Origin of the sequence: Neptunomonas phycophila (assembly GCF_001922575.1) — a bacterium.
GTDB classification, from domain to species: domain Bacteria; phylum Pseudomonadota; class Gammaproteobacteria; order Pseudomonadales; family Balneatricaceae; genus Neptunomonas; species Neptunomonas phycophila.
Map to the genome: position 1 here is coordinate 1,409,937 of NZ_MRCI01000001.1, position 20,940 is coordinate 1,430,876.

Sequence of the window (20,940 nt, forward strand, 5' to 3'; positions counted from 1 at the left end):
CTTTTATAAGAGGCCGGTTTTTTTATGGGCTGCTAATACATTAATTTTCTGTATTAGCTTCTGCTTGTTGGCGGCGTCGAATTTCTCGTGGGTCATTAGCCGCTCGACCTGCACGGCGTTGGCGGCGCGCGGGTGCCGTAGGTTCCGCTGTATTTGAGTTATCTTGAGCGGCAGCTACAGACGTTTTTTGTTCTGTTTCTGCGGCTACTTCTGGCTCGTTGGTTTGAGTCTCAGCTTCAGCTTCTGAAGTAGGCTCGGTAATAGCGTCTGTACTTGGCGTGGTTTCTTCAACCGTTTCGCTAACCGCCTGCTTCTCTACATTTTCCGGTGCCTCTGTAGTTGCACTGACCTGTTCAGTTGTCGGTGTTGGCTGTTCAGCGTGCTGTTCGATAGGCTCAGGCGCTTTCTCTTCCGCTTGCAATGGTTCAGCTTCAGCAGTAGTCCCAACCTCAGCTTCAACGGTAGTCTCCACTGTTGAGTCTGCAGTTGGCGTTGCGCTATCGGCCGGTTGAGCTGTTGGCGCTTGCTCGCCTGAAGGCTTGATGTCGTTTGTAGAAGGAGAGTGGTCTGCCTCTGCCTCAACTACAGTGCTAGCGTTATCGTCCAGATAGATGGTGTCTTCTGGGCGAACAGCGATAAAGGCCATGTTAATGGCTTTTGCGGCCGACACCTCAGTTACCGCTTCAGGGATCACAGCAATCATGGTTGCTGAGTGGGCAGTATTGCTTGTTGTTTCTACCCGTTTGCTAGCTGCTGATTCTGCTTTAGCTGAAGCGGCAATGATAGCGGCAGCGGTTGTTGCTGCATCGTTAACCTTAGGCTTGTTGTCGGTGGTCTCTACCGACGCTGTTTCGGTTTGTTGCTTGTTGCTTCGTTCAGCAGAGCGTTCAGCATTACGACGACGGCGACCACGATTGCGGCTGCGAGCCTCTGGTTGCTCATCGTTTGCTTTTTTAGCAGTGGCTGTCGACTGATCTTCAGTTTTGCTCTGGTTCTGTTGATCATTGTCATCAGTGTTGCGGCGTGTGCGACGGCGACGACGCTTACCTTGTTTGTCATCGTCGCTGTTATTGTCGCGTTTGCCGTTCTTTTTCGCGGCTGGTGCTGTCTCTGTCGCAGGAGCTTGTGTATCAGGTGTTACCGTGATCACTTCGTCTGCTTTAGAGTTGCGGTTGTCGCGACGGTTATCCATGCTGTCACGGCTATTCGTGCGGCGGGATTTGCGAGGACGACGGTTGCCAGACTCATTGCTGTTACCTCGCTCATTTTTAGAACGAGTATTCTTTTTCTCTGGCGCTTGCTTTGTAGCAACCTTGGTTTCAGGTTCTTTAGATTCGCCAGCAAAAAGAGCCGTAATAGAAGCGATGATTCTATTAAATAATCCGGTAGCCGGAGCGACTTTAGGTGCTGCAGTTTTAGCCGCCGCTCTTGGTGAGGCAGCGGGTGTAGCCGGTGCTGAGGTTGATTCAGTTGGAGCTGGGGCGCTTGGAATGACGCCTGACATCGCTGCTTTTTCGCGTTTAACTGGCTGCGTTTCTTTCACCTCTTCAGGCTCAGGTGTGTTTTCTGGCTTGAGTAGGTAGCTTGCATCATTAACGGAAGTCACCGTGTGGTCGTCGCGCAAACGAACAACCTCATAGTGCGGAGTTTCCATATTTGGATTAGGAACAATCACAATGCGAACTTCGTGACGTAGTTCGATATCATGTACCGCACGACGTTTTTCGTTCAAGAGGAAAGTAGCAACAGTTACAGGCAGAATGGCACGAATCTGGGAAGTACGATCTTTTGCTGACTCTTCTTCAATGAGGCGCATGATTGATAGTGCAAGTGACTCGGTATCACGAATGCTACCTTGGCCGTTGCATCGAGGGCAAACAGAGCCGCGGCTCTCAGTCAGGGACGGACGAAGGCGTTGGCGTGACATTTCGAGCAAGCCAAAACGCGATATTCGGCCCATTTGTACGCGCGCGCGATCAAGCTTGAGTGCTTCATAGAGCTTCTCTTCCACGGCACGCTGGTTTTTAATGGGTGTCATATCAATGTAATCGATGACAACCAAGCCGCCTATGTCGCGCAAGCGCAGTTGACGTGCAATTTCTTCGGCTGCTTCAAGGTTAGTTTGTAGAGCCGTTTCTTCGATATCACCGCCGCGTGTTGCTCGCGCAGAGTTGATGTCGATTGATACGAGGGCTTCTGTTGGGTCAATTACAATTGAGCCGCCAGAAGGTAATTTAACTTCGCGCTCAAATGCTGTCTCAATCTGTGATTCAATTTGGAAGCGATTGAAAAGCGGAGTTTGCTCTTTGTATAGTTTCAGCTTTGTCTCATAAGAAGGCATCACCTGACGCACGAATTCCATAGCGTTTTGATACACTGCTTCGTCATCGATGAGCACTTCGCCGATATCTGCACGTAAATAATCACGAATAGCACGGATAACTACATCGCTTTCTTGGTAAATTAAGAAAGGGGCTGGTTTTGTGGCATGTTCTTTAATGCCTTTCCAGACTTTAGCAAGGTAGTTTAAATCCCACTGCAGCTCTTCGGATGTGCGGCCAACACCTGCGGTACGGACAATAATGCCCATTTTGTCAGGAACTGTGACGCCATCCAGTGCAGCTTTGAGTTGGGTGCGCTCTTCGCCTTCGATTCGACGAGAGATGCCGCCCGCGCGTGCGTTGTTCGGCATCAACACAAGGTAGCGGCCAGCAAGGCTGATAAAGGTGGTTAGTGCGGCGCCTTTGTTACCGCGCTCTTCTTTGTCAACTTGGACAATGACTTCGGTGCCTTCTTTCAGCACATCACGGATATTTGGGCGATTGCCTCGGTCCGGCTGTTTTGCGAAGTATTCACGAGATATTTCTTTTAATGGAAGGAATCCGTGGCGTTCAGCACCATAATTAACAAATGCGGCTTCTAAGCTAGGTTCTACGCGAGTGATAGTACCTTTATAGATATTAGCTTTCTTTTGTTCGCGGCTATCGGATTCTATATCCAGATCGTATAGGCGCTGGCCATCAACGAGGGCTACACGCAACTCTTCTGGTTGAGTTGCGTTGATTAACATTCTTTTCATGCTTTTTTCAGTTCTCTATTACAGAGAGCATTCAAGCCAGTTCGTTCCGCCTGGTGGAAACGTTTCACGGTTCAGCCATGCGATGTCGATCTATATTGAAAGCCAACCACTGTAGATGACAGGGTTGCGCTAAGCACATCATCGGTAAAGGAAAAAAACAGCCAATATTGTTCTTCTGTTAGTTTGTTGCTGCAAGCAAATACCACGTAAACGCGTAAAAGGCAGGTTCTAGGCTGTTAGTGCATCTTTACCTCAAACCGAACCCAACAGGGGATTCGAACAGGGGGATATGCTCTCGTAAAAATTTATTTAATGGGTAAAACGTACATTTGGCGCTGTGGTGAGCGTGTGGATATGAAGTGATCAACACACGAATCGAACCGCTTTTTTAAAATAGCTAGAGCCAACAGCGCTTTGCGACGATACAATATAGCAGCTAACCTATATTGCATCAATCGAGAACACGTTTCCCCCATGTCAGATATAAACCCCTCAGCATCACCAAGTGTCCGTTTTGTCGAAGTAGAAGAAGACCAAGCAGGGCAGCGTATTGATAACTTTTTGCGAACGGCTTTAAAGGGTGTTCCTAAAAGCATGATTTATCGCATTCTACGCAAGGGTGAGGTGCGTGTTAATAAAAAAAGAATTAAGCCTGATGGGCGCATCCAAGCAGGTGACATTGTTAGGATTCCCCCTATACGGGTGTCCGAGCGTGGTGAAGCTCCGTTGGTAGGTCAGGGTTTAGTTGATGCTTTAGAAGGTGCCATTCTTTATGAATCAGATGCATTGATGGTTATGAATAAGCCTTCGGGTTTGGCCGTTCATGGAGGGAGTGGTGTTAATCTAGGCTTGATTGAGGCTATACGGCAGATGCGTCCTGACGCGCGCTTTTTGGAATTAGTGCATCGTTTAGACCGTGATACATCAGGTTGCATTATGATTGCAAAAAAACGAAGTATGTTAAGACACATGCATGAGGCATTGCGACAAAACCGTGTAAATAAAGTTTATCATGCACTTGTTCAGGGGCGTTGGGAGACGCGAGATAATCGAGTAGAGGCTCCCTTACGTAAAAATGAACTTAAATCCGGTGAGCGTATCGTAAAGGTTCAAGAAGACGGTAAGCCTTCTATTACTCTTTTTAAAGTGCTGCGTCGGTTTGGCCAAACAGCGACATTAGTCGAAGCAAAACCAGTAACGGGACGTACACACCAGATCCGTGTACACAGTCAATTCATGGGCCATCCTATTATTGGTGATGACAAATATTGCAGTGATGAAGTAAACCGACAGATGAGAGACGTTGGTGTTCGTCGCTTGTTTCTACATTCGGCTCGCTTAAGTGTTGATTTGCCTGATGGTGAACGATTGGAAATAAGTGCACCATTAGAAGCGCCATTGGTTGAGGCGACTGAGCGTCTAGCAAACCAGCATAACGAACAAGAGTATGGTCAAAAATAAATCTAACTAACTGTAATTGGGTTAGATGGTTGAACGGTTTTAGTATTTAATTAAACGACAGTTTGAATGCTACTTTGTGTAGTGCGTTGTAGGATAGTTATTACATGGTAAAAGATGACGTTTATCGTTACGCAGATTCCTTATGGATTAAAGGTGATCTGCCCACTCCAGAGTTGATAGATGCGGAGTTTAGTATTGGTCTTGAACAGGCGACAAGCTTGCTATCTTCTTGGAGAAGCTCTTTGCATGAGCGTATTAGTTTTTCTCGAGATACAATGATGGTTCCTGATGTTCCCGACTCGCTTAATATGGCTTTTACACGTGTGTGGCAACAAGCGGTTGAAGAAGCGAATAATAGGATTTCTTTTGAGCACAAAAGCGTGGGGACTTCTTTAGAAGAGGCTCGTCGTATCAGTGATGACACTGTTCATGAGATGCAAAGCCGTCAACTAGAGTTAGAAGGGCGCATACGTACCCAAAACGGCAAGGTTGAAGAGCTAACTTCGCAGTGTAAATCGCTTGAAGCTGAGATCAACGTACTTAAGTCGTCACTCGCAGCCGAAACTAATCAGCGTAAGCAAGAAGAACAGTTACGTTCTAATGTAGAGCATGATTTGGCTGTATTACGTAAAACTCATGATGATTCTAAGCGTACATTTGATCAACGCATCAAAGATGAGCAGCGTCGTGCTCTTGATCAAGTAGGGAAATCGGATGCTGATATCCGTTACTATCGGAACGCACTAGAAAAATTGCGTGATGAGGTAGGCAAGAAAGAGTCGGCACTAACAAAAGAGATTCATGATTTAAAAGCAGAAGTAGCTAAGCGTGATGTTAAGACTGAAACATTTCGCAATCAGATTAAAAGCCAAGAAGAAGAGCTTAAGCTACTTAAACAGGACGCAACTCAGCAAAGCCGCGAGCTAGCGCGTGTTAATGCAGCACTCTTAGGTGAAACAAACAAAGCGAAACGCTTCGAAGATAAAGTGCGCGAAGTGGAAGCTGAAATAAAACGTATTAACCAAAAACATGTTAATACAACAACCGATTGGAGCCGTCGAGAAAACGCGTTACGTGCTCAATTGAAAGAAAGAGAAGATGAGCTGATGCGTGTACAATCACGTTCTGCAAGCCTTGAAAAGCGCGTGATAACGCAAGACGAAGAAATTCGTCGACTAAACGCCCGTTTATAATAATAAAACAAGGCCTTATTCTTTACAGTTATATGTAATCGTTGTATTAATAAGGCCTTCTTTTTTTATCGGGCGAACAGAATATGAAACTCCAGCAATTGCGCTATATTTGGGAAGTTGCACGTCACGACCTAAATGTTTCTGCTACAGCGCAAAGTTTATACACCTCCCAACCCGGAATTAGCAAACAAATCCGCTTGTTAGAAGATGAGCTGGGTGTAGAAGTGTTTGCGCGCAGTGGCAAGCACTTGACCCGTGTTACTCCGGCGGGGGAAGCTATTCTTGATATTGCAGGCGAGATACTGCAAAAAGTAGAAAGCATAAAGCAGGTGGCACAAGAGTTTAGTGATGAGAAGATGGGGAGCTTAGCCGTAGCAACGACCCATACCCAAGCTCGTTATGCCTTGCCTAAAACGATTACAGAATTTATTAAAAGCTACCCTGATGTTTCTTTGCATATGCACCAAGGGACGCCTATGCAAATTTCTGAAATGGCGGCTGACGGTACGGTCGATTTTGCGATAGCAACGGAGGCAATGTCTCATTTTTCTGATCTGATCATGATGCCTTGTTACCGTTGGAATCGTTCGGTTATTGTCCCTAAAGACCATCCGTTGACCCAAGTTTCAAAATTAACACTAGCTGATTTAGCGCAATATCCTATTGTAACTTATGTGTTTGGTTTTACGGGTCGTTCTAAATTAGATGATGCGTTTAAAAAAGAAGGCTTAGATCCTAAAGTCGTTTTTACAGCAGTTGATTCGGATGTTATCAAAGCGTATGTGCGGCTTAACTTAGGCGTAGGTATTGTTGCTACTATGGCTTACGAGCCAAACGTAGATACGGACTTGGTAGCGCTGGATGCTAGCCACTTGTTTGAGTCCAGCACGACTAAAATAGGGTTCCGAAAAGGCACCTTCTTACGTGGTTATATGTTTGACTTTATTCATCTGTTTGCACCGCATTTAACAAAAGATGTGATCAGGCAGGTGTTAGATTGCAGCACCCGAGCCGAAATAGATGAGTTGTTTGCCGACTTAGAGTTACCCGTGATGTAGTTCGTTATCATTTTAATTGCGCTATAGCCGTCGCGGGTGACTAACTCGTGATGCGATTGAATCCCGTGGCATTACAGGTTACATTGCGTGCCAATATTGAATGTATAAAAAGGAGTGTTTTGTGGAGTTAGCTTGTCTTGATCTAGAAGGTGTATTGATTCCGGAAATTTGGATCGCGTTTGCAGAAGAAACCGGCATTGAGGCCTTAAAAGCGACAACGCGTGATATTCCTGATTATGATGTTCTAATGAAGCAGCGTTTGCGCATTTTGGATGAAAATGGCCTAACATTGCCGCAAATTCAAGATACCATTAGCCGTCTATCTCCGTTAGAAGGTGCGCGCGATTTTATAGATTGGTTAAGGGAGCGTTTCCAAGTCGTTATTTTGTCGGACACTTTCTATGAGTTTGCTGAGCCGCTTATGCGCCAGCTAGGCTTCCCTACATTGTTATGCCATAAGCTAGAAGTAGATGAAAATGGCCGCATTACCGATTATACCCTACGTCAACGAGACCCTAAGCGTCAGTCTGTGCGTGCTTTTCAGTTGTTGAATTACCGGGTTATCGCAGCAGGTGATTCGTATAATGACACTACCATGCTCAAACAAGCTGAATCAGGTATTTTATTCCATGCACCTGATAATGTGATTGCTGAATTCCCTCAGTTTCCAGCAGTGCACACATTTGAAGACCTTAAGAAGCAGTTTATACAAGCCAGTGTCCGCGACTTGTCCTTGTAAAAAGCCCTAAGATGTACTGCATTAGCATCTATTAGCCCTGTTTTCAGGGCTTTTTTGTGTCCGATAGCTCTTGTTGGTGTATACGGGAGTTTTAAGTGAGGTGGGTTATAGTTGATGGGCTTTGCGGTAACGACCCTCGTAATCAAAAATCCTAGCATGAACACGCCAATATCTTTTCTCTTTATAGGCGACAACAAAGTCGGGCGATTTTATATGAGCTTGTTTGGCCAAAACATCTTCTATTGCTTTGAAAGGTAAGGCTTGTGTTCCTTTCTTAAGTCTTCGAGCGAATAAATGGTTAAATTGTTCTTGGTGAGAGTCGTAATCAAAAATAAAGCGTTCTTTTAGTGTCTCTCCGTCTTCACCATGATATGTCACTGTTAAGGTATTCTCTTGATTTGAAAAAGATACTCCCGCACAACGTAAAACCATTGCATCTTTTAGTTGCAAAGCTTTCTTAAGTTGATCGTCCGGATCTACTAAGGCTTCGGAGCATTGATGACATTGGCGAGCCGCTATGTCGTTTTCGGCTCCACAGAAAACACAGCTTTTAAATCGAAAGCGGTAATTACATCGTTGCAATACCCCATTATCATCTGGCTCCGCATGTTGGCAGCGTCTACCAAAATGCTCAACAACATTGCCGCAACCGTCGGTTTTCCCCCAAAATATATTGGCAAATCCGCAGTCAGGGCAGAATACTTGTACTATCTCAGAATCAGGGTTGGGTTGTTTTTCTCCGACTTCTGGTTGGAATAAGTCGTAGTGGTTCCCGGCGTAATCGATGATAAGGCAATCCGTTTTACCTTCAGATAATCGAAGCCCGCGCCCTACAATTTGCTGGTATAGACTAACGGAAGCCGTAGGGCGAAGAATAGCAATCATATCAACATGCGGAGCATCAAAGCCTGTTGTAAGAACCGATACGTTAACAAGATATTTTATTGTATGACGCTTAAAGTCCTCTATGTATTGATCACGCAACTTACTGTCTGTTGCTCCGGTAATGAGCACCGCTTGTTCGCTCGGGAGATAACTAAATACCTCTTGGGCATGCAAGACGGTAGCCGCAAAAATCATCACGCCTGTTCGGTCTTTGGCTTGCTCTATTATTTGTTGAGTAATTGCTTTCGTAACGCGCTTGCACTGTTTGAGTAGTTCGTTGACAGGCTTTTCTGGTAATTCGCCTAGATTGTTTGGGTTAATGCTAGAGAAATCATAATGTGCAACCGCGGCATCCATGAGTTTGGGGGGCGTTAAAAACTGCCGTGTAATCATATATCTAAGCGGCAATTCGTATATGCAATGATCAAACGGTCGGGGCTCATCACTGCGTATATAGCCTCGGTAATGGTATTGGTAAATCCAACCTAGCCCTAAACGATAGGGCGTTGCGGTTAGCCCGAGAACACGCATCTTAGGGTTTAGCTTCTTTAGATGAGTTATGATTTTTTGATATTGGCTATTCTCGTCATCGCTTAGCCGGTGGCATTCGTCAATGATGAGTAGAGAGTAAGAGGTTGATAATTGCTCAAGATTGCGCGCCAAGGACTGGACACTGGCAAAAGTAACGGGGTGTTCTAAGTTTTTTTGATTAAGACCCGCTGAAAAGATACCGGCGTCTAAATCAAATGAGCGAAACTTATCGTAATTTTGCTCTACAAGTTCCTTGACGTGAGCCAGTACTATGATTTTACCTCGGGCACGTTTTGCTAGTTCGGCAATGACTAAACTTTTACCTGCGCCAGTAGGTAAAACGATTACAGCAGAACGTGCGGAACCTTTAAAGTGTTCAATGGTCTTTGTAACAGCTTCTTGTTGATATTCTCTCAGTATATATTTAGACATGATTTTCAAGTAGCAATTTTACGGTATACGGCGCAAAGGGGTAGGGCATAGCCGATTGTTAAGGCTTAGATGATATCTTGGATACTATCATAAGCTAGATCAGGCGAGGCGTAGAAATAATCTATTTTTAATAGATTATTCAATTATTTATGATAGTTGTCTGGCTCTCGTTCAGGTTTCCGCTCTATACTTGCGGCGTCTTTTTTCTGTTTCTAACAAGGGATACTATTTATGAAACTGAATACAATGGTTGTAGCTGGTTTATTATCAACGGCTGTATTGTTAACGGGTTGTGATAACGATGATGCCCAAAAAGCAGTTGATGCGACAAAAACCTCAACCCAAGAAGCGGCTAAAGAAATGAAAGAAGCCGCTGAAGCTACGGCTGATGTTGTGGCTGAAAAAACCTCCACTGCTGTAGAAGCGACCAAAGAGGCAGCATCTGATGCAGCTGACGCGGTATCGGACACAACAGCTGCTGCGGTCGAAGCTACCAAGGAAATGGCTGCTGATGCCGTTGATGCTACTAAAGAAATGGCTAACGATGCTTCTGAAGCAACGGCCGAGGCATACAATGAAACAGTAGAAGGCACTAAGTCGCTTGTGGAAAAAGGTAAAACAGCGGCTGCAGACGCTATGGACTCTGCTTCAGATAAAACAGCTAGCGTAACAGATACAGCAGCTGAATCAGCGGCTGATGCAGCTGATAGTTTATCAGACTCAGCTAAAGAAACAGTTGAGGAAGCGAAAGAAGCCGCTGCTCAATAATTTGAGTTGTGGTTGATTGAAACGCTTTTGTGGGCTTTGTCGCCGGCAAAAGCGTTTTTTTATGGCAAAGCCACTAAGTTTTGCTACCTTGTAGTGTAATTTTAGGTCGGTTATTAATTGGATTGAACCTATCACACGTTGATGAGTCAGTTATGCCGTCGGCTAGTTAACACTATTGTATGGGTAAAAATCACTGTCTATGCGCGTTCGTATTTCCTTAAAGCGTTTCCTCTATTCTGGTTTAGCAATTTCTGCCTTGTGGGGCTGTGCATCACCAGCCATGACTCCTGATAAACGCGGTGCTACTTTAGCCGTTGATCCTGTGGCTTATTGGCCGAATACTGTTAAAGAAACATCGGGTTTAGCTTTCTCCGCTGACTATATCTGGACAATAAATGACAGTGGTGGCGCTGCATCACTTTACGGCTTTGATCGAAAAAAGAAAAAGCTGGAAGCCGTCGTTAAGTTGAAAGGAGCCAAAAACCGGGATTGGGAATCTTTGGCTGCCGATCGTCAGTATTTATATGTAGCTGATTGCGGTAATAACAATGGAAAACGAAAGCAGCTAGACCTTTATCGTGTCAGCTTAGCGAGTTTGCAGGCGGTCTCAAAAGCCTCTGCGGGATCTGTTGATAAAGGATCTGTTATTGCGCAGAGATCCCAGTTTTCATACGGTGATTATCAAAAGAGTAGTGGTAAGTTTTCTACCAACTTTGATTGCGAAGCGGTTACTTTGGTTGAAGGTCGATTATGGTTGTTCTCAAAAAATTGGGGAGACCTTCAAACTCGTCTATACATGATTGAGCCAAGTGTGAGCCAGCAAATAGTTCAGCCTATGATGACGCTGCCGGTTGGAGGTATGATCACGGGTGCAGACTATAACGAAGAAACGCATCAATTGGCTCTGCTCGGTTATTCCAAAGTCAGTGCGTTTGGTTACTCATTTATATGGTTGATCAATGTGGTAGATGGACAGCCTGATTGGGATCATGCCCAGTACCATCGTTTACAACCCTATGCTCAATGGGAAGGAATTGTCTGGGAAGATAATGGGCATTTACTCATATCGTCAGAATCCAGTCCGCTAGGCAAGCAGCAGCTTGCTCGTATTACGCTTCCTCAGCGTTAAAAGCTAGGCGGCTTCTCGGCTTTTGCTGCTCAAAACTCGTCTGAGCTAATACCGCTGTTTATTGCTTTCCTCTATACTAACGGCTTTGCGACGGCTATGGTCGTCTTTGTCTTTGAATGACTAATTTCGGAATCACAATGCTCCAGATCTATAACACGCTTACTCGCCAAAAAGCTCCTTTTAAACCCTTGGTTGATGGTCATATCAGTATGTATGTGTGCGGTATTACCGTCTACGATTATTGTCATATTGGACACGCGCGTGTGATGGTCTGTTTTGATGTGATTACTCGTTATTTACGCTCACAGGGTTGGAAAGTTAATTATGTGCGTAACATTACAGATGTTGATGACAAAATCATCAAGCGTGCTCAAGATAATAACGAACCCGTTGATGTATTAACTGCACGTATGATTGGCGCTATGCATGAAGACGAAGATAAGCTGAACGTGTTACGCCCAGACCAGGAGCCTAAAGCAACCGCACATATCGATGATATTGTTACGATGGTGTCGTCCTTGATTGATAAAGGCTTCGCTTATGCGGCTGACAATGGTGATGTGTATTATCGAGTAGAAAAGTTTGAAGGTTATGGAAAATTAACGCGCCAAAACATAGAGGAGCTGCGTTCAGGTTCTCGTGTAGAAGTTGGTGATACTAAAGAGAGTCCGTTAGATTTTGTTTTATGGAAAGCAGCAAAACCCGGTGAAGTCAGTTGGGAGTCACCTTGGGGGGCAGGGCGACCTGGTTGGCATATTGAGTGTTCTGCAATGTCAAAATGCTGTCTTGGCGAGACGTTTGATATCCATGGCGGTGGCCCGGATCTACCATTTCCTCACCATGAAAACGAAATTGCGCAATCTGAGGCAGCAAATGGCTGTCAATATGTAAATTATTGGATGCATGCTGGTCCTGTTCGCGTCAATAAAGAAAAGATGTCTAAATCTTTGGGTAACTTTTTTACGATTCGTGAAGTATTAAAAACCTACGACGCTGAAGTGGTGCGTTTCTTTTTGTCGAGCGTGCATTATCGTAGCTATATTGACTACAGTGAAGATAGCTTGAAGGACGCAAGAAGTGGTCTTGAGCGCTTTTACCAAGCGCTACGATCAGTAGAGCCTGTAGAGGGTGTTGTTAAGAACGATTTTACTGAGCGATTCAATCAAGCAATGAGCGACGATTTTAATACGCCTAAGGCATTTGCCGTTATGTTTGAGTTGGTTAATGAGCTTAATAAGGCAAGTCGTGAGCTATTACCTGAAGCGCCGGCTTTAGCTTATCAATTGAAGTCGTTGGGTGGGGTGTTAGGTTTGCTGCAGCAAAATCCGGCGGCTTTTTTGCAGGGCGAGTCTAAGGCGGGAGAGATTACGGCTGAACAGATAGAAGCGCTCATCGAAGACAGAAAGCAAGCTCGTTCCAATAAAGACTTTGCTGCATCCGATCGTATTAGGGATGAATTGGCGGCCCAAGGTATTATTTTGAAAGACAGTCGTGAAGGAACTACGTGGTTCCGCGAGGGCTAGCTCTTTTTGAAAAATGCAGGCTATTAAAAAAGCCGCTGAGGATATGTTATCCCTCAGCGGCTTTTTTATGCGACTGCCTAAAAGCTAAAAACTATGCTTTATCGGCGGCTTCTAATGTGTTTTCCATTAGGCAGGCCACGGTCATCGGCCCTACGCCGCCAGGTACAGGGGTAATCCAGCTTGCTCGCTCGGCGGCTGGAGCAAATTCAACGTCACCCACTAATCGCCCGTCTTCAAGTCGATTGATGCCTACATCTATAACAATCGCACCTTCTTTGATCCATTCGCCTTTTACTAGCTCGGGTATGCCAACCCCTACCACTACAATATCAGCTCGGGCTAAATGGCCGGGCAAATCACGGGTAAAGCGATGCGTTGTGGTTACTGTGCAGCCAGCTAATAGTAGTTCGAGTGACATGGGGCGGCCTACAATATTAGAAGCACCTACTACAACAGCCTCTTGGCCTTTAAAATTGATCCCAGTTGACTCTAAAAGCTTGATAACACCTTTAGGTGTGCACGGGCGTAACACTGGCATACGCTGAGCTAAGCGGCCTAAATTAAATGCGTGAAAACCATCTACATCTTTTTCCGGTTTGATGCGCTCAAGTATTTCATTGGCATCGAGGGCATCCGGCAGAGGGAGTTGAACCAAAATGCCATCAACATTTGCGTCGCGATTAAGTTTATCAACTAATGATAATAGCTCTGCTTGATTGGTTGTGTCGGGTAGGTCGTAGGACTCGGAAAGAATGCCGACTTCTTTACATGCATTTTTTTTATTCCGAACATAAACATGTGAAGCAGGGTCGTCGCCTACAATAACTACGGCTAGGCATGGTGCGCGTTTACCTTCTGATAGGCGTTGCTTAATGCGTGCGGCTACGTCTTTACGTACATTGGCGGCTATTTGCTTGCCATCGATAATCTGTGCGGTCATGTTGTAAGGGAGTTCCTGAGCTTAAGAGGCGTTAAAACTGTTAACTAATTTTCTCATGTTAAAGGATGTGCGCCAAGTAGAACCTTAGACCTGATAGCTAAGTAGTTGATTGTTAGAGGTGAAATAAAAAATTATTGACCCTTATCCTTTGCTCTATTAGGATACGCGCTCCTTTGTAAGGCCTTTGGATCTCGGTTCAGCAGCGAGGCTTTACAAAGGACACTTTTTCCCAAGTAAAATATGGGGCTATAGCTCAGTTGGATAGAGCACCCGCCTTCTAAGCGGGTGGTCGCGGGTTCGAATCCTGCTAGCCCCGCCATCTCTTTTTTGCCTTTCAAACGCTGTATACATTAACCGTCTTTATTGGCCTTTTTCGGGGCAGGTTGTTTTATTTAACTGATTAGCCTTCGCTATTTCTCTTTGTAAGCAGAATGATGGCTTAGTTGCTTCTACATGGCCAGTTGTACAGTGCTCTATAGTAGTACCTATAATTTTGTTATTTAGCATGTAAGGTGTTTTTTTAAGTTTTTATATGTGACAGGCCATCCATTTGCTTATGGTGAGTAGATGGAGGTGGTTCAATAATGCAGCTATGTATAAACAGTGCTTAAGGTTTCCGTTTGGGTGTTTGGGCTGCTTTAAATATGGATGAGTTGATGTTTTTTAAGGAAACAAGCATTTTATCATTCTGTAGCTGTTACTTGATTGGCGGTGATCGACTAGATTTTTAGTTAATTACTGTATAAAAATAAACCACTTAATCGTTTTTTGATTATTTAATGATCAAAAAAAGCAGTGTTTGCTAGTTGTTTGAAAAAATTGAAGAAAATATTCAAAAAAGTGTAATTTCTTTGTTGACAGGGAGCGGGGGTGTCCATAGAATACGCCCCATCTTAACGAGGCACTCAACAAGAACTGAGAAATCAGAACTTAAAGAGGTTGGTTAAGGTTCAAGAAAAAGATTAAGAAATGCTTTATATGGTCTCTTAATCTAGTTATGGTGGGCGTAGCTCAGTTGGTAGAGCCCCGGATTGTGATTCCGGTGGTCGTGGGTTCAAGCCCCATCGTCCACCCCATTTTCTTGATATGCGGACGTGGTGAAATTGGTAGACACGCCAGATTTAGGTTCTGGTGCCGAAAGGTGTGAGAGTTCGAGTCTCTCCGTCCGCACCATTTAGTGTCTAAGTTCAGTTGATGCTGTGAAAATTACTGTGTAGGTTGGTTATTTGGCTATAAGTCATTTTTACTACCTAGCGCAGTTTTTCCGTTTCTGACATTCCTTCTGCTTTCTCTCCCAAAACTCAATCTATTTTCATCGATTTGTGATTCTTCCTTGACTAATGCCGCCAAGTGGCTGAAAATTTCGCGCTTTGAAAAAACGGCTTGAGCTATATTTCTAGCGCTTTGTTGAAGTGAACCTGTACAATTACAGATCATAAAACTAAGACACGTATCCCGGTACCAAGCTGCTTAGTGATTCAATTTAACCGGTATAGTATTTTTTGGTGAGGAACCCCATGCAAGTTTCTGTTGAAACGACTTCCGCTCTTGAGCGTCAGATGACAATTACGGTGCCTGCAGAGCGCATTGATAATGATGTAGATAAGCGTGTACAGCAGACCGCACGTACAGTTCGTATTGATGGCTTTCGTCCAGGTAAAGTGCCTTTGAAAGTTGTTAAACAGCGTTACGGCGCCGGTATCCGCCAGGATGTTGTCGGTGAAGTAGTGCAGAAAAGTTTCTTTGAAGCCGTTCAGCAAGAGAAAGTGATGCCTGCTGGCAGCCCTAAGATCGAATTCAAAAACGATGAAGATGGTAAAGATTTCCAGTTTGTTGCCACTTTTGAAGTGTACCCAGAAATCACGTTAGCGGATTTCTCTTCGGCTGAGATCGAAAAGCAAACGTCAGAAGTGACTGATGCTGATGTTGATACAATGATTGATACGTTGCGTAAGCAGCAGGCGACGTGGACTGAAGTTGAGCGTGCAGCTGAAGACGGTGATCGAGCTAAAGTCGATTTTGAAGGTTTTATCGATGGTGAAGCGTTTGAAGGCGGAAAAGCAGAAGGTACAGATATTGTACTAGGCTCTAATTCGATGATTCCTGGTTTTGAGTCTGGCATTGTTGGTAAAAAAGCAGGTGAAGAGTTCGATTTGAATGTCACATTCCCTGAAGACTACCAGGCTGAGAACTTAAAGGGTAAAGACGCTGTCTTTAAAACGAAGGTTATCAGTGTATCTGCACCAGAGTTGCCAGAGTTAAATGACGAATTTTTCTCTAAGTTTGGTTTAGACGTTAGCGATCTTGAAGGCTTCAAAACAGAAGTCGGCGCTAACATGGGTCGTGAACTAAAAAATGCATTGAAAGCTAAATTGAAAGATCAGGTTTTCACTCAGTTGGTCGATATTAATGGTATCGAAGTACCAACATCGTTGGTTGATAGCGAAATCGACAATTTGCGCAAACAAGCTGTTCAGCAGTTTGGTGGCGGTGCAGAGATTGATCCAAACATGTTGCCAAAAGAGATGTTTGAAGAGCAAGCTAAGCGTCGCGTAACAGTGGGCTTGTTGGTTCAAGAAATCATCAAAGCTAATGACATTAAAGCTGATGATGCTCGTGTAGCTGAAGCGATCCAAGAGATGGCGTCAACTTACCAAGAGCCGCAGCAAGTTATTGATTGGTATAACAGTAACGAAGAAATGTTAAATCAAGTTAAGAGTTTGGTGCTAGAAGATCAAGTGGTTGATCACTTGCTCGAATCTGCTAAAGTCACAGAAGTGGCAGTAGCTTATGAAGAAGCGATCAAGCCAGCAGCAAACGCCGCAGCTTAAGAAGTCTTGCGTCGTTAACAGGCGCATTGACTGAATGAAAAACGGCAGTTGGTGCGATCCGGCTGTCGTTTTTTGTTTTTAGGGGTTAAAGGAGTAATTTAGTATGTCAATAATCCATCAGGGTGGTGCGTCAGAGATCCAAAATGCGGGTCTTGTACCTATGGTCGTTGAACAGTCTGCCCGGGGTGAGCGCGCATACGATATCTATTCGCGTCTTCTCAAAGAGCGCGTGATATTCTTGGTTGGTCAAGTAGAAGATCACATGGCGAATTTGATTGTCGCTCAGTTGCTTTTTTTGGAAGCAGAGAATCCAGATAAAGATATTCATCTTTATATCAATTCACCAGGTGGCTCGGTTACGGCTGGTTTGGCTATTTACGATACAATGCAGTTTATCAAGCCAAATGTAAGCACTATGTGTATCGGCCAGGCTGCTAGTATGGGTGCTTTCTTGTTGGCAGCAGGTGAGCCGGGCAAGCGTCATGCGTTGCCCAATGCGCGTGTTATGATTCACCAGCCTCTGGGTGGTTATCAAGGTCAGGCAACAGATATCGAAATTCATACACGTGAAATTCTGTCAATTCGTGAGAAATTAAATCGAAAATTGGCTGAGCACACAGGACAAGATTTAGAAACAATTGCGCGTGACACAGAGCGTGATAACTTTATGGATCCCGTTACAGCGGCTGAATATGGTTTGATTGACTCAGTACTCACCAAGCGTATTGGTGAATAAAAAGCGCTTTAGCGGACCTTTTTGTGGCTTAGAGTTGAAATTTAAGCGGTTAGCCACTATTTATAATTAATACCGCTTTGTTATGAGGAAGCCGAATGAGCGACGATATCAACGATAAAGATAATGAAAACGGCAAACTGTTCTGCTCTTTCTGTGGTAAAAACCAGGATGAAGTACGTAAGTTAATTGCTGGTCCTTCTGTCTTTATCTGTGATGAGTGTGTCGATCTGTGTAATGACATCATCCGTGAAGAAATTCAGGATGTTGAAGAGCATGAATCACAAGATCGCTTGCCGATACCAGCAGAGATCAAGGATAAGCTGGATGAGTACGTTATAGGTCAAGACAGGGCTAAAAAAGTACTCGCAGTCGCCGTATACAATCATTACAAGCGTTTGCGTTTCCAAAGCAACGCTACAGGTAAAGATAAAGAAGTAGAGCTTAGTAAAAGTAATATTTTGCTAATTGGTCCTACAGGTAGTGGTAAAACGCTATTGGCGCAAACATTAGCTCGTTTGTTGAATGTTCCTTTCACCATCGCAGATGCCACAACGCTAACTGAAGCGGGTTATGTGGGTGAAGATGTTGAGAACATTATCCAGAAGCTGTTACAAAAATGCGATTACGATATAGATCGTGCCCAACGAGGTATTGTTTATATCGATGAAATTGACAAAATTTCGCGTAAATCTGATAACCCTTCTATTACTCGTGATGTTTCAGGTGAAGGTGTTCAGCAGGCGTTGTTGAAGCTTATTGAGGGTACTGTTGCATCAGTTCCGCCTCAAGGTGGGCGTAAGCATCCGCAACAAGAGTTCTTGCAGGTAGATACTTCAAATATTCTGTTTATTTGTGGTGGTGCGTTTGCGGGGCTTGATCAGATCATCCGAAGCCGTTCGGAAAAGAGCTCAATAGGCTTTAACGCTACGGTGAAGAGCAAAGACGACAGTCGTTCTATGACAGATACGCTCAAGGATATCGAAGCTGAAGATTTAGTGAAGTTTGGTTTGATCCCGGAATTTGTTGGTCGTTTGCCTATGATTGCCACATTGGCTGAATTGGATGAAGCGGCACTTATACAAATTCTTACAGAGCCTAAAAACAGCTTAACTCGTCAGTATTCAAAACTGTTTGAGCTAGAAGGTGCTGAAGTTGATTTCCGTGAGGCGGCATTAAGCGCTGTTGCAAAGCAAGCGCTAGACCGTAAAACCGGTGCGCGTGGCTTGCGCTCGATTTTGGAAGCTACTTTGCTGGATATTATGTACCAACTGCCATCTTTGGAGAATGTGAGTAAAGTCGTGATTGACGAGGGCGTCATTGAAGGAACGTCTGAACCAATTTTGATTTACGAAACACCAGAGAAAGAAGCAAAAACAGCTGATCAAAAATAGTTGTTAATAGTATTTAAAAAGGACGCATTTGCGTCCTTTTTTATTGTTAAGCGATTCAAGTTAGTCTTCTTCGCCCGCTAATATAGCTCTCAATTGCTCAACGACTTTGCTTGGAATGCGGCGAATTGTTAGTGTCTGAGATGCTTCGTCAAACTCTATTTCTTGCCCTGAATTTGCAGGCCCGACCGCGCGTTTAGCAAAGTCTAGTTGCCAGTTGTCTGCTTTGGCTTTTACCTTGGTTACTGCATTTAAAGTGTGTCTGTGAGGTTGGAATTCGTGGCTTACTTGATACCGATCACTATTAGCAAACTTTCCGAATGTTCCGGTAAGGGTTTCAGCTTGTTCTGGCGGTATATATTGGTCGAAAATTTGCTCAACATCAGGTAGCTGGGCTGATTGTTTTTCTGAGCGTTGGCGGTTCATATAGCTAACAACATCTTCTACAATTTGTTCTTGCTGTTCTTTCATGCCGTTTTCGCTACAAAACTCTTTAGCCGCTTTTATGAGATCGCCTGTTGCCTTTTTAGAGGGTGTAGCGCTGGTGCATCCGAATGTTTCGGCAAAATACTGGCTAACATCTCCTTTTTCTTTGCTACCAATAAAACTTAAATAGCTGTCTTTGCCTTTGCGGTAGTTTGTTAGGTTAATTTTTGCGGCTTGATGTAGTTTGTCTAGATCGACTTCATCTATTTGTGTTGGGTGAAGTTCGTTGTCTAAGGAAATAGTTGGACGGTTTCGAACTAGGGCGATCATCAGGAATTCGTAGCGATCTTCTTGGTAGTGACTAAAAATTACATATCCGGCGTTGCTTGAGAGAGACTGCCGGTTGTTCATCTTTTCCACTAAATCACTTAGCGTGACATCGGCTAATGCTAAAAAGCTATTGGCCTGCGGTTCTTGTTCCACATAGCTTTCAAATGCTGGAACGAATGGCGTTTCCTCTTTTTTCTCTGGGTCAAATGACCCATGTATCAAGGTCGCTCTTCTTGAGAGGGCCGCACTTAATGCTTCAACCATATCGGCGGCAACAGGAGAGTCTGCACGCATAACACCGCCGCGCGGCGTCAGGTTTACTTTACGCTCTTCTGATTCTTGGAGTTCACGTATCACTAGTTGTTTAATATCCAAAATGCCACCCTTTGTATTGCGTTTGTATCATCCCTTTGGGGAGAGCGCATTTTAGGCGAATCTTAAGTGTCTGTCAGTGTTGCGTTGACGGGTATCGGTTAATTATGAAGATTCAGCTTAAATAAATCGCCGCAGTAGATCATAATCACGCAGTTAATAGTAATAAATCATTGAGCCGAATACGGAGTAGATAGGATGCGTTGGAAATCAGGTAGGCGTAGTAGCAATATTGATGACAGGCGCTCTGCTTCGGGACAGGTGTCGAGTGGCCGCGGATTCCGTATGAGTGGTGCAAAAAAAGGAGGCGGCATCGGCTTGGTTATTATGATCGGTGTTGTGCTTTTAATGGGTGGGGACCTAAATACTGTGCTGGGGCTGTTAATGGGTAACTCTGGTATCCCAACGCAAACTCAAACCACCAATACACAATCTTATCCTACGCAAACCAGCAGTGCTGAAGATAATCAGATGGCTGACTTTGTATCAGTGGTGCTAGCTGATACAGAAGATACGTGGGTGCCGCTGTTTACTCAAATGGGAAAGCGTTATGAGGAGCCTACCTTAGTGCTCTTTCGTAACGTAGTTCAGTCTGCCTGTGGAACTGCTCAGTCTGCTATGGGGCCTTTTTACTGCCCAGGGGATCAACGTGTTTATATCGATTTAGATTTCTATAATGAGCTTAAAAACTCATTTGGAGCGCCAGGTGATTTTGCCCAAGCTTATGTTATTGCGCATGAAGTAGGGCATCATGTTCAGCAACAGTTTGGAATTCTTCAAAAATCTCACCAAATGAAACAATCCATGTCCCAAACACAGGCAAATGCGCTGCAGGTAAAAGTAGAGTTGCAAGCGGATTGCTTTGCTGGGATCTGGGCGCATTATGCGGATAAAGAGCGTGCGGTTGTAGAGCCGGGTGACATTGAAGAGGCGATGAATGCAGCAAGTCAAATTGGAGATGATGCAATACAGAAAAGGGCTCAAGGCTATGCAGTGCCAGACTCTTTTACCCATGGTACTTCACGCCAGCGCATGAAATGGTTTAATCAAGGATTTACCAGTGGCGATGTGCAAAGCTGTAATACATTCATATAAGCTGACTAAAACTAAGTGAGTAAT

Annotated in this window: 15 protein-coding genes and 3 tRNA genes; 14 read left to right on the forward strand and 4 right to left on the reverse strand. The window is 44.4% G+C overall.

Features of this window, described 5'->3' with window-relative positions:
- Nucleotides 1-40: 40 nt before the first annotated feature.
- Nucleotides 41-3,079 carry a ribonuclease E gene (gene rne, locus BS617_RS06440; protein WP_075172031.1) on the reverse strand — a complete coding sequence of 1,013 codons (3,039 nt, stop codon included), beginning with the start codon at nt 3,077-3,079 and terminating at the stop codon, nt 41-43.
- Between the two features lie 474 nt (nt 3,080-3,553).
- Here rne and rluC point away from each other — a divergent pair, with 474 nt between their 5' ends.
- The 4 genes from rluC to thrH all read left to right on the forward strand — a co-directional run bounded on the left by rluC (nt 3,554) and on the right by thrH (nt 7,530).
- Nucleotides 3,554-4,540 (forward strand): 23S rRNA pseudouridine(955/2504/2580) synthase RluC, encoded by a 987-nt coding sequence (gene rluC, locus BS617_RS06445; protein WP_075172032.1) that lies wholly within the window; start codon nt 3,554-3,556, stop codon nt 4,538-4,540.
- A 104-nt stretch (nt 4,541-4,644) separates the two neighbouring features.
- Nucleotides 4,645-5,733, forward strand: coding sequence for a coiled-coil domain-containing protein (locus tag BS617_RS06450; RefSeq protein ID WP_075172033.1), 1,089 nt, complete (start codon nt 4,645-4,647; stop codon nt 5,731-5,733).
- Nucleotides 5,734-5,816: 83 nt separating this feature from the next.
- Complete coding sequence (gene cysB / locus BS617_RS06455) at nt 5,817-6,791, forward strand: HTH-type transcriptional regulator CysB (protein ID WP_075172034.1); 975 nt, start codon at nt 5,817-5,819, stop codon at nt 6,789-6,791.
- A 121-nt stretch (nt 6,792-6,912) separates the two neighbouring features.
- Entirely contained in the window at nt 6,913-7,530 is a 618-nt protein-coding gene (thrH, locus tag BS617_RS06460) for a bifunctional phosphoserine phosphatase/homoserine phosphotransferase ThrH (protein ID WP_075172035.1), read from the forward strand.
- A 105-nt stretch (nt 7,531-7,635) separates the two neighbouring features.
- Here thrH and radD read toward each other — a convergent pair whose 3' ends face one another.
- A complete protein-coding gene (radD, locus tag BS617_RS06465; protein WP_212667412.1) occupies nt 7,636-9,378 on the reverse strand; it encodes a DNA repair helicase RadD in 1,743 nt (580 codons plus the stop codon).
- Between the two features lie 231 nt (nt 9,379-9,609).
- Here radD and BS617_RS06470 point away from each other — a divergent pair, with 231 nt between their 5' ends.
- The 3 genes from BS617_RS06470 (at nt 9,610) to cysS (ending at nt 12,798) form a co-directional block, all read left to right on the forward strand.
- Nucleotides 9,610-10,146, forward strand: coding sequence for a hypothetical protein (locus BS617_RS06470; protein WP_075172036.1), 537 nt, complete (start codon nt 9,610-9,612; stop codon nt 10,144-10,146).
- 199 nt (nt 10,147-10,345) lie between these two features.
- Entirely contained in the window at nt 10,346-11,275 is a 930-nt protein-coding gene (locus tag BS617_RS06475) for a hypothetical protein (RefSeq protein WP_075172037.1), read from the forward strand.
- A 137-nt stretch (nt 11,276-11,412) separates the two neighbouring features.
- Entirely contained in the window at nt 11,413-12,798 is a 1,386-nt protein-coding gene (cysS, locus tag BS617_RS06480; RefSeq protein ID WP_075172038.1) for a cysteine--tRNA ligase, read from the forward strand.
- Between the two features lie 91 nt (nt 12,799-12,889).
- Here the strand turns inward: cysS and folD are convergent, their stop codons facing one another.
- On the reverse strand, nt 12,890-13,738 hold the full coding sequence (gene folD / locus BS617_RS06485; RefSeq protein WP_075172039.1) for a bifunctional methylenetetrahydrofolate dehydrogenase/methenyltetrahydrofolate cyclohydrolase FolD: 849 nt from the start codon (nt 13,736-13,738) through the stop codon (nt 12,890-12,892).
- Between the two features lie 242 nt (nt 13,739-13,980).
- Between folD and BS617_RS06490 the strand changes: the two genes are divergently transcribed.
- The 6 genes from BS617_RS06490 (at nt 13,981) to clpX (ending at nt 18,696) form a co-directional block, all read left to right on the forward strand.
- A tRNA-Arg gene (locus BS617_RS06490) sits at nt 13,981-14,057 on the forward strand.
- 681 nt (nt 14,058-14,738) lie between these two features.
- Nucleotides 14,739-14,814 (forward strand) — tRNA-His (locus BS617_RS06495).
- A 12-nt stretch (nt 14,815-14,826) separates the two neighbouring features.
- Nucleotides 14,827-14,911: transfer RNA gene (locus tag BS617_RS06500), tRNA-Leu, on the forward strand.
- 344 nt (nt 14,912-15,255) lie between these two features.
- The gene (gene tig / locus BS617_RS06505) at nt 15,256-16,569 is read left to right on the forward strand and encodes a trigger factor (protein WP_075172040.1); all 1,314 of its coding nucleotides are present in this window, start codon (nt 15,256-15,258) and stop codon (nt 16,567-16,569) included.
- 103 nt (nt 16,570-16,672) lie between these two features.
- Entirely contained in the window at nt 16,673-17,305 is a 633-nt protein-coding gene (clpP, locus tag BS617_RS06510; protein ID WP_075172041.1) for an ATP-dependent Clp endopeptidase proteolytic subunit ClpP, read from the forward strand.
- Between the two features lie 95 nt (nt 17,306-17,400).
- A complete protein-coding gene (gene clpX, locus BS617_RS06515) occupies nt 17,401-18,696 on the forward strand; it encodes an ATP-dependent Clp protease ATP-binding subunit ClpX (protein ID WP_075172042.1) in 1,296 nt (431 codons plus the stop codon).
- 60 nt (nt 18,697-18,756) lie between these two features.
- On the opposite strand, the gene BS617_RS06520 is transcribed toward clpX, so the two are convergent.
- Nucleotides 18,757-19,824: a nucleoid-associated protein gene (locus BS617_RS06520; protein WP_075172043.1), complete on the reverse strand. Its 1,068-nt coding sequence runs from the start codon at nt 19,822-19,824 to the stop codon at nt 18,757-18,759.
- A gap of 195 nt (nt 19,825-20,019) precedes the next feature.
- Between BS617_RS06520 and ypfJ the strand changes: the two genes are divergently transcribed.
- Nucleotides 20,020-20,916, forward strand: a complete 897-nt coding sequence (ypfJ, locus tag BS617_RS06525; RefSeq protein ID WP_075172044.1) for a KPN_02809 family neutral zinc metallopeptidase — start codon at nt 20,020-20,022, stop codon at nt 20,914-20,916.
- Nucleotides 20,917-20,940 lie beyond the last annotated feature (24 nt).

What these genes read in the sequence shown, in the direction of transcription:
- rne (WP_075172031.1), bottom strand. Translation starts at nt 3,079, where the DNA reads ATGAAAAGAATGTTAATCAACGCAACTCAACCAGAAGAGTTGCGTGTA.
- rluC (WP_075172032.1), top strand. Translation starts at nt 3,554, where the DNA reads ATGTCAGATATAAACCCCTCAGCATCACCAAGTGTCCGTTTTGTCGAA.
- BS617_RS06450 (WP_075172033.1), top strand. Translation starts at nt 4,645, where the DNA reads ATGGTAAAAGATGACGTTTATCGTTACGCAGATTCCTTATGGATTAAA.
- cysB (WP_075172034.1), top strand. Translation starts at nt 5,817, where the DNA reads ATGAAACTCCAGCAATTGCGCTATATTTGGGAAGTTGCACGTCACGAC.
- radD (WP_212667412.1), bottom strand. Translation starts at nt 9,378, where the DNA reads ATGTCTAAATATATACTGAGAGAATATCAACAAGAAGCTGTTACAAAG.
- BS617_RS06470 (WP_075172036.1), top strand. Translation starts at nt 9,610, where the DNA reads ATGAAACTGAATACAATGGTTGTAGCTGGTTTATTATCAACGGCTGTA.
- BS617_RS06475 (WP_075172037.1), top strand. Translation starts at nt 10,346, where the DNA reads ATGCGCGTTCGTATTTCCTTAAAGCGTTTCCTCTATTCTGGTTTAGCA.
- cysS (WP_075172038.1), top strand. Translation starts at nt 11,413, where the DNA reads ATGCTCCAGATCTATAACACGCTTACTCGCCAAAAAGCTCCTTTTAAA.
- folD (WP_075172039.1), bottom strand. Translation starts at nt 13,738, where the DNA reads ATGACCGCACAGATTATCGATGGCAAGCAAATAGCCGCCAATGTACGT.
- tig (WP_075172040.1), top strand. Translation starts at nt 15,256, where the DNA reads ATGCAAGTTTCTGTTGAAACGACTTCCGCTCTTGAGCGTCAGATGACA.
- clpP (WP_075172041.1), top strand. Translation starts at nt 16,673, where the DNA reads ATGTCAATAATCCATCAGGGTGGTGCGTCAGAGATCCAAAATGCGGGT.
- clpX (WP_075172042.1), top strand. Translation starts at nt 17,401, where the DNA reads ATGAGCGACGATATCAACGATAAAGATAATGAAAACGGCAAACTGTTC.
- ypfJ (WP_075172044.1), top strand. Translation starts at nt 20,020, where the DNA reads ATGCGTTGGAAATCAGGTAGGCGTAGTAGCAATATTGATGACAGGCGC.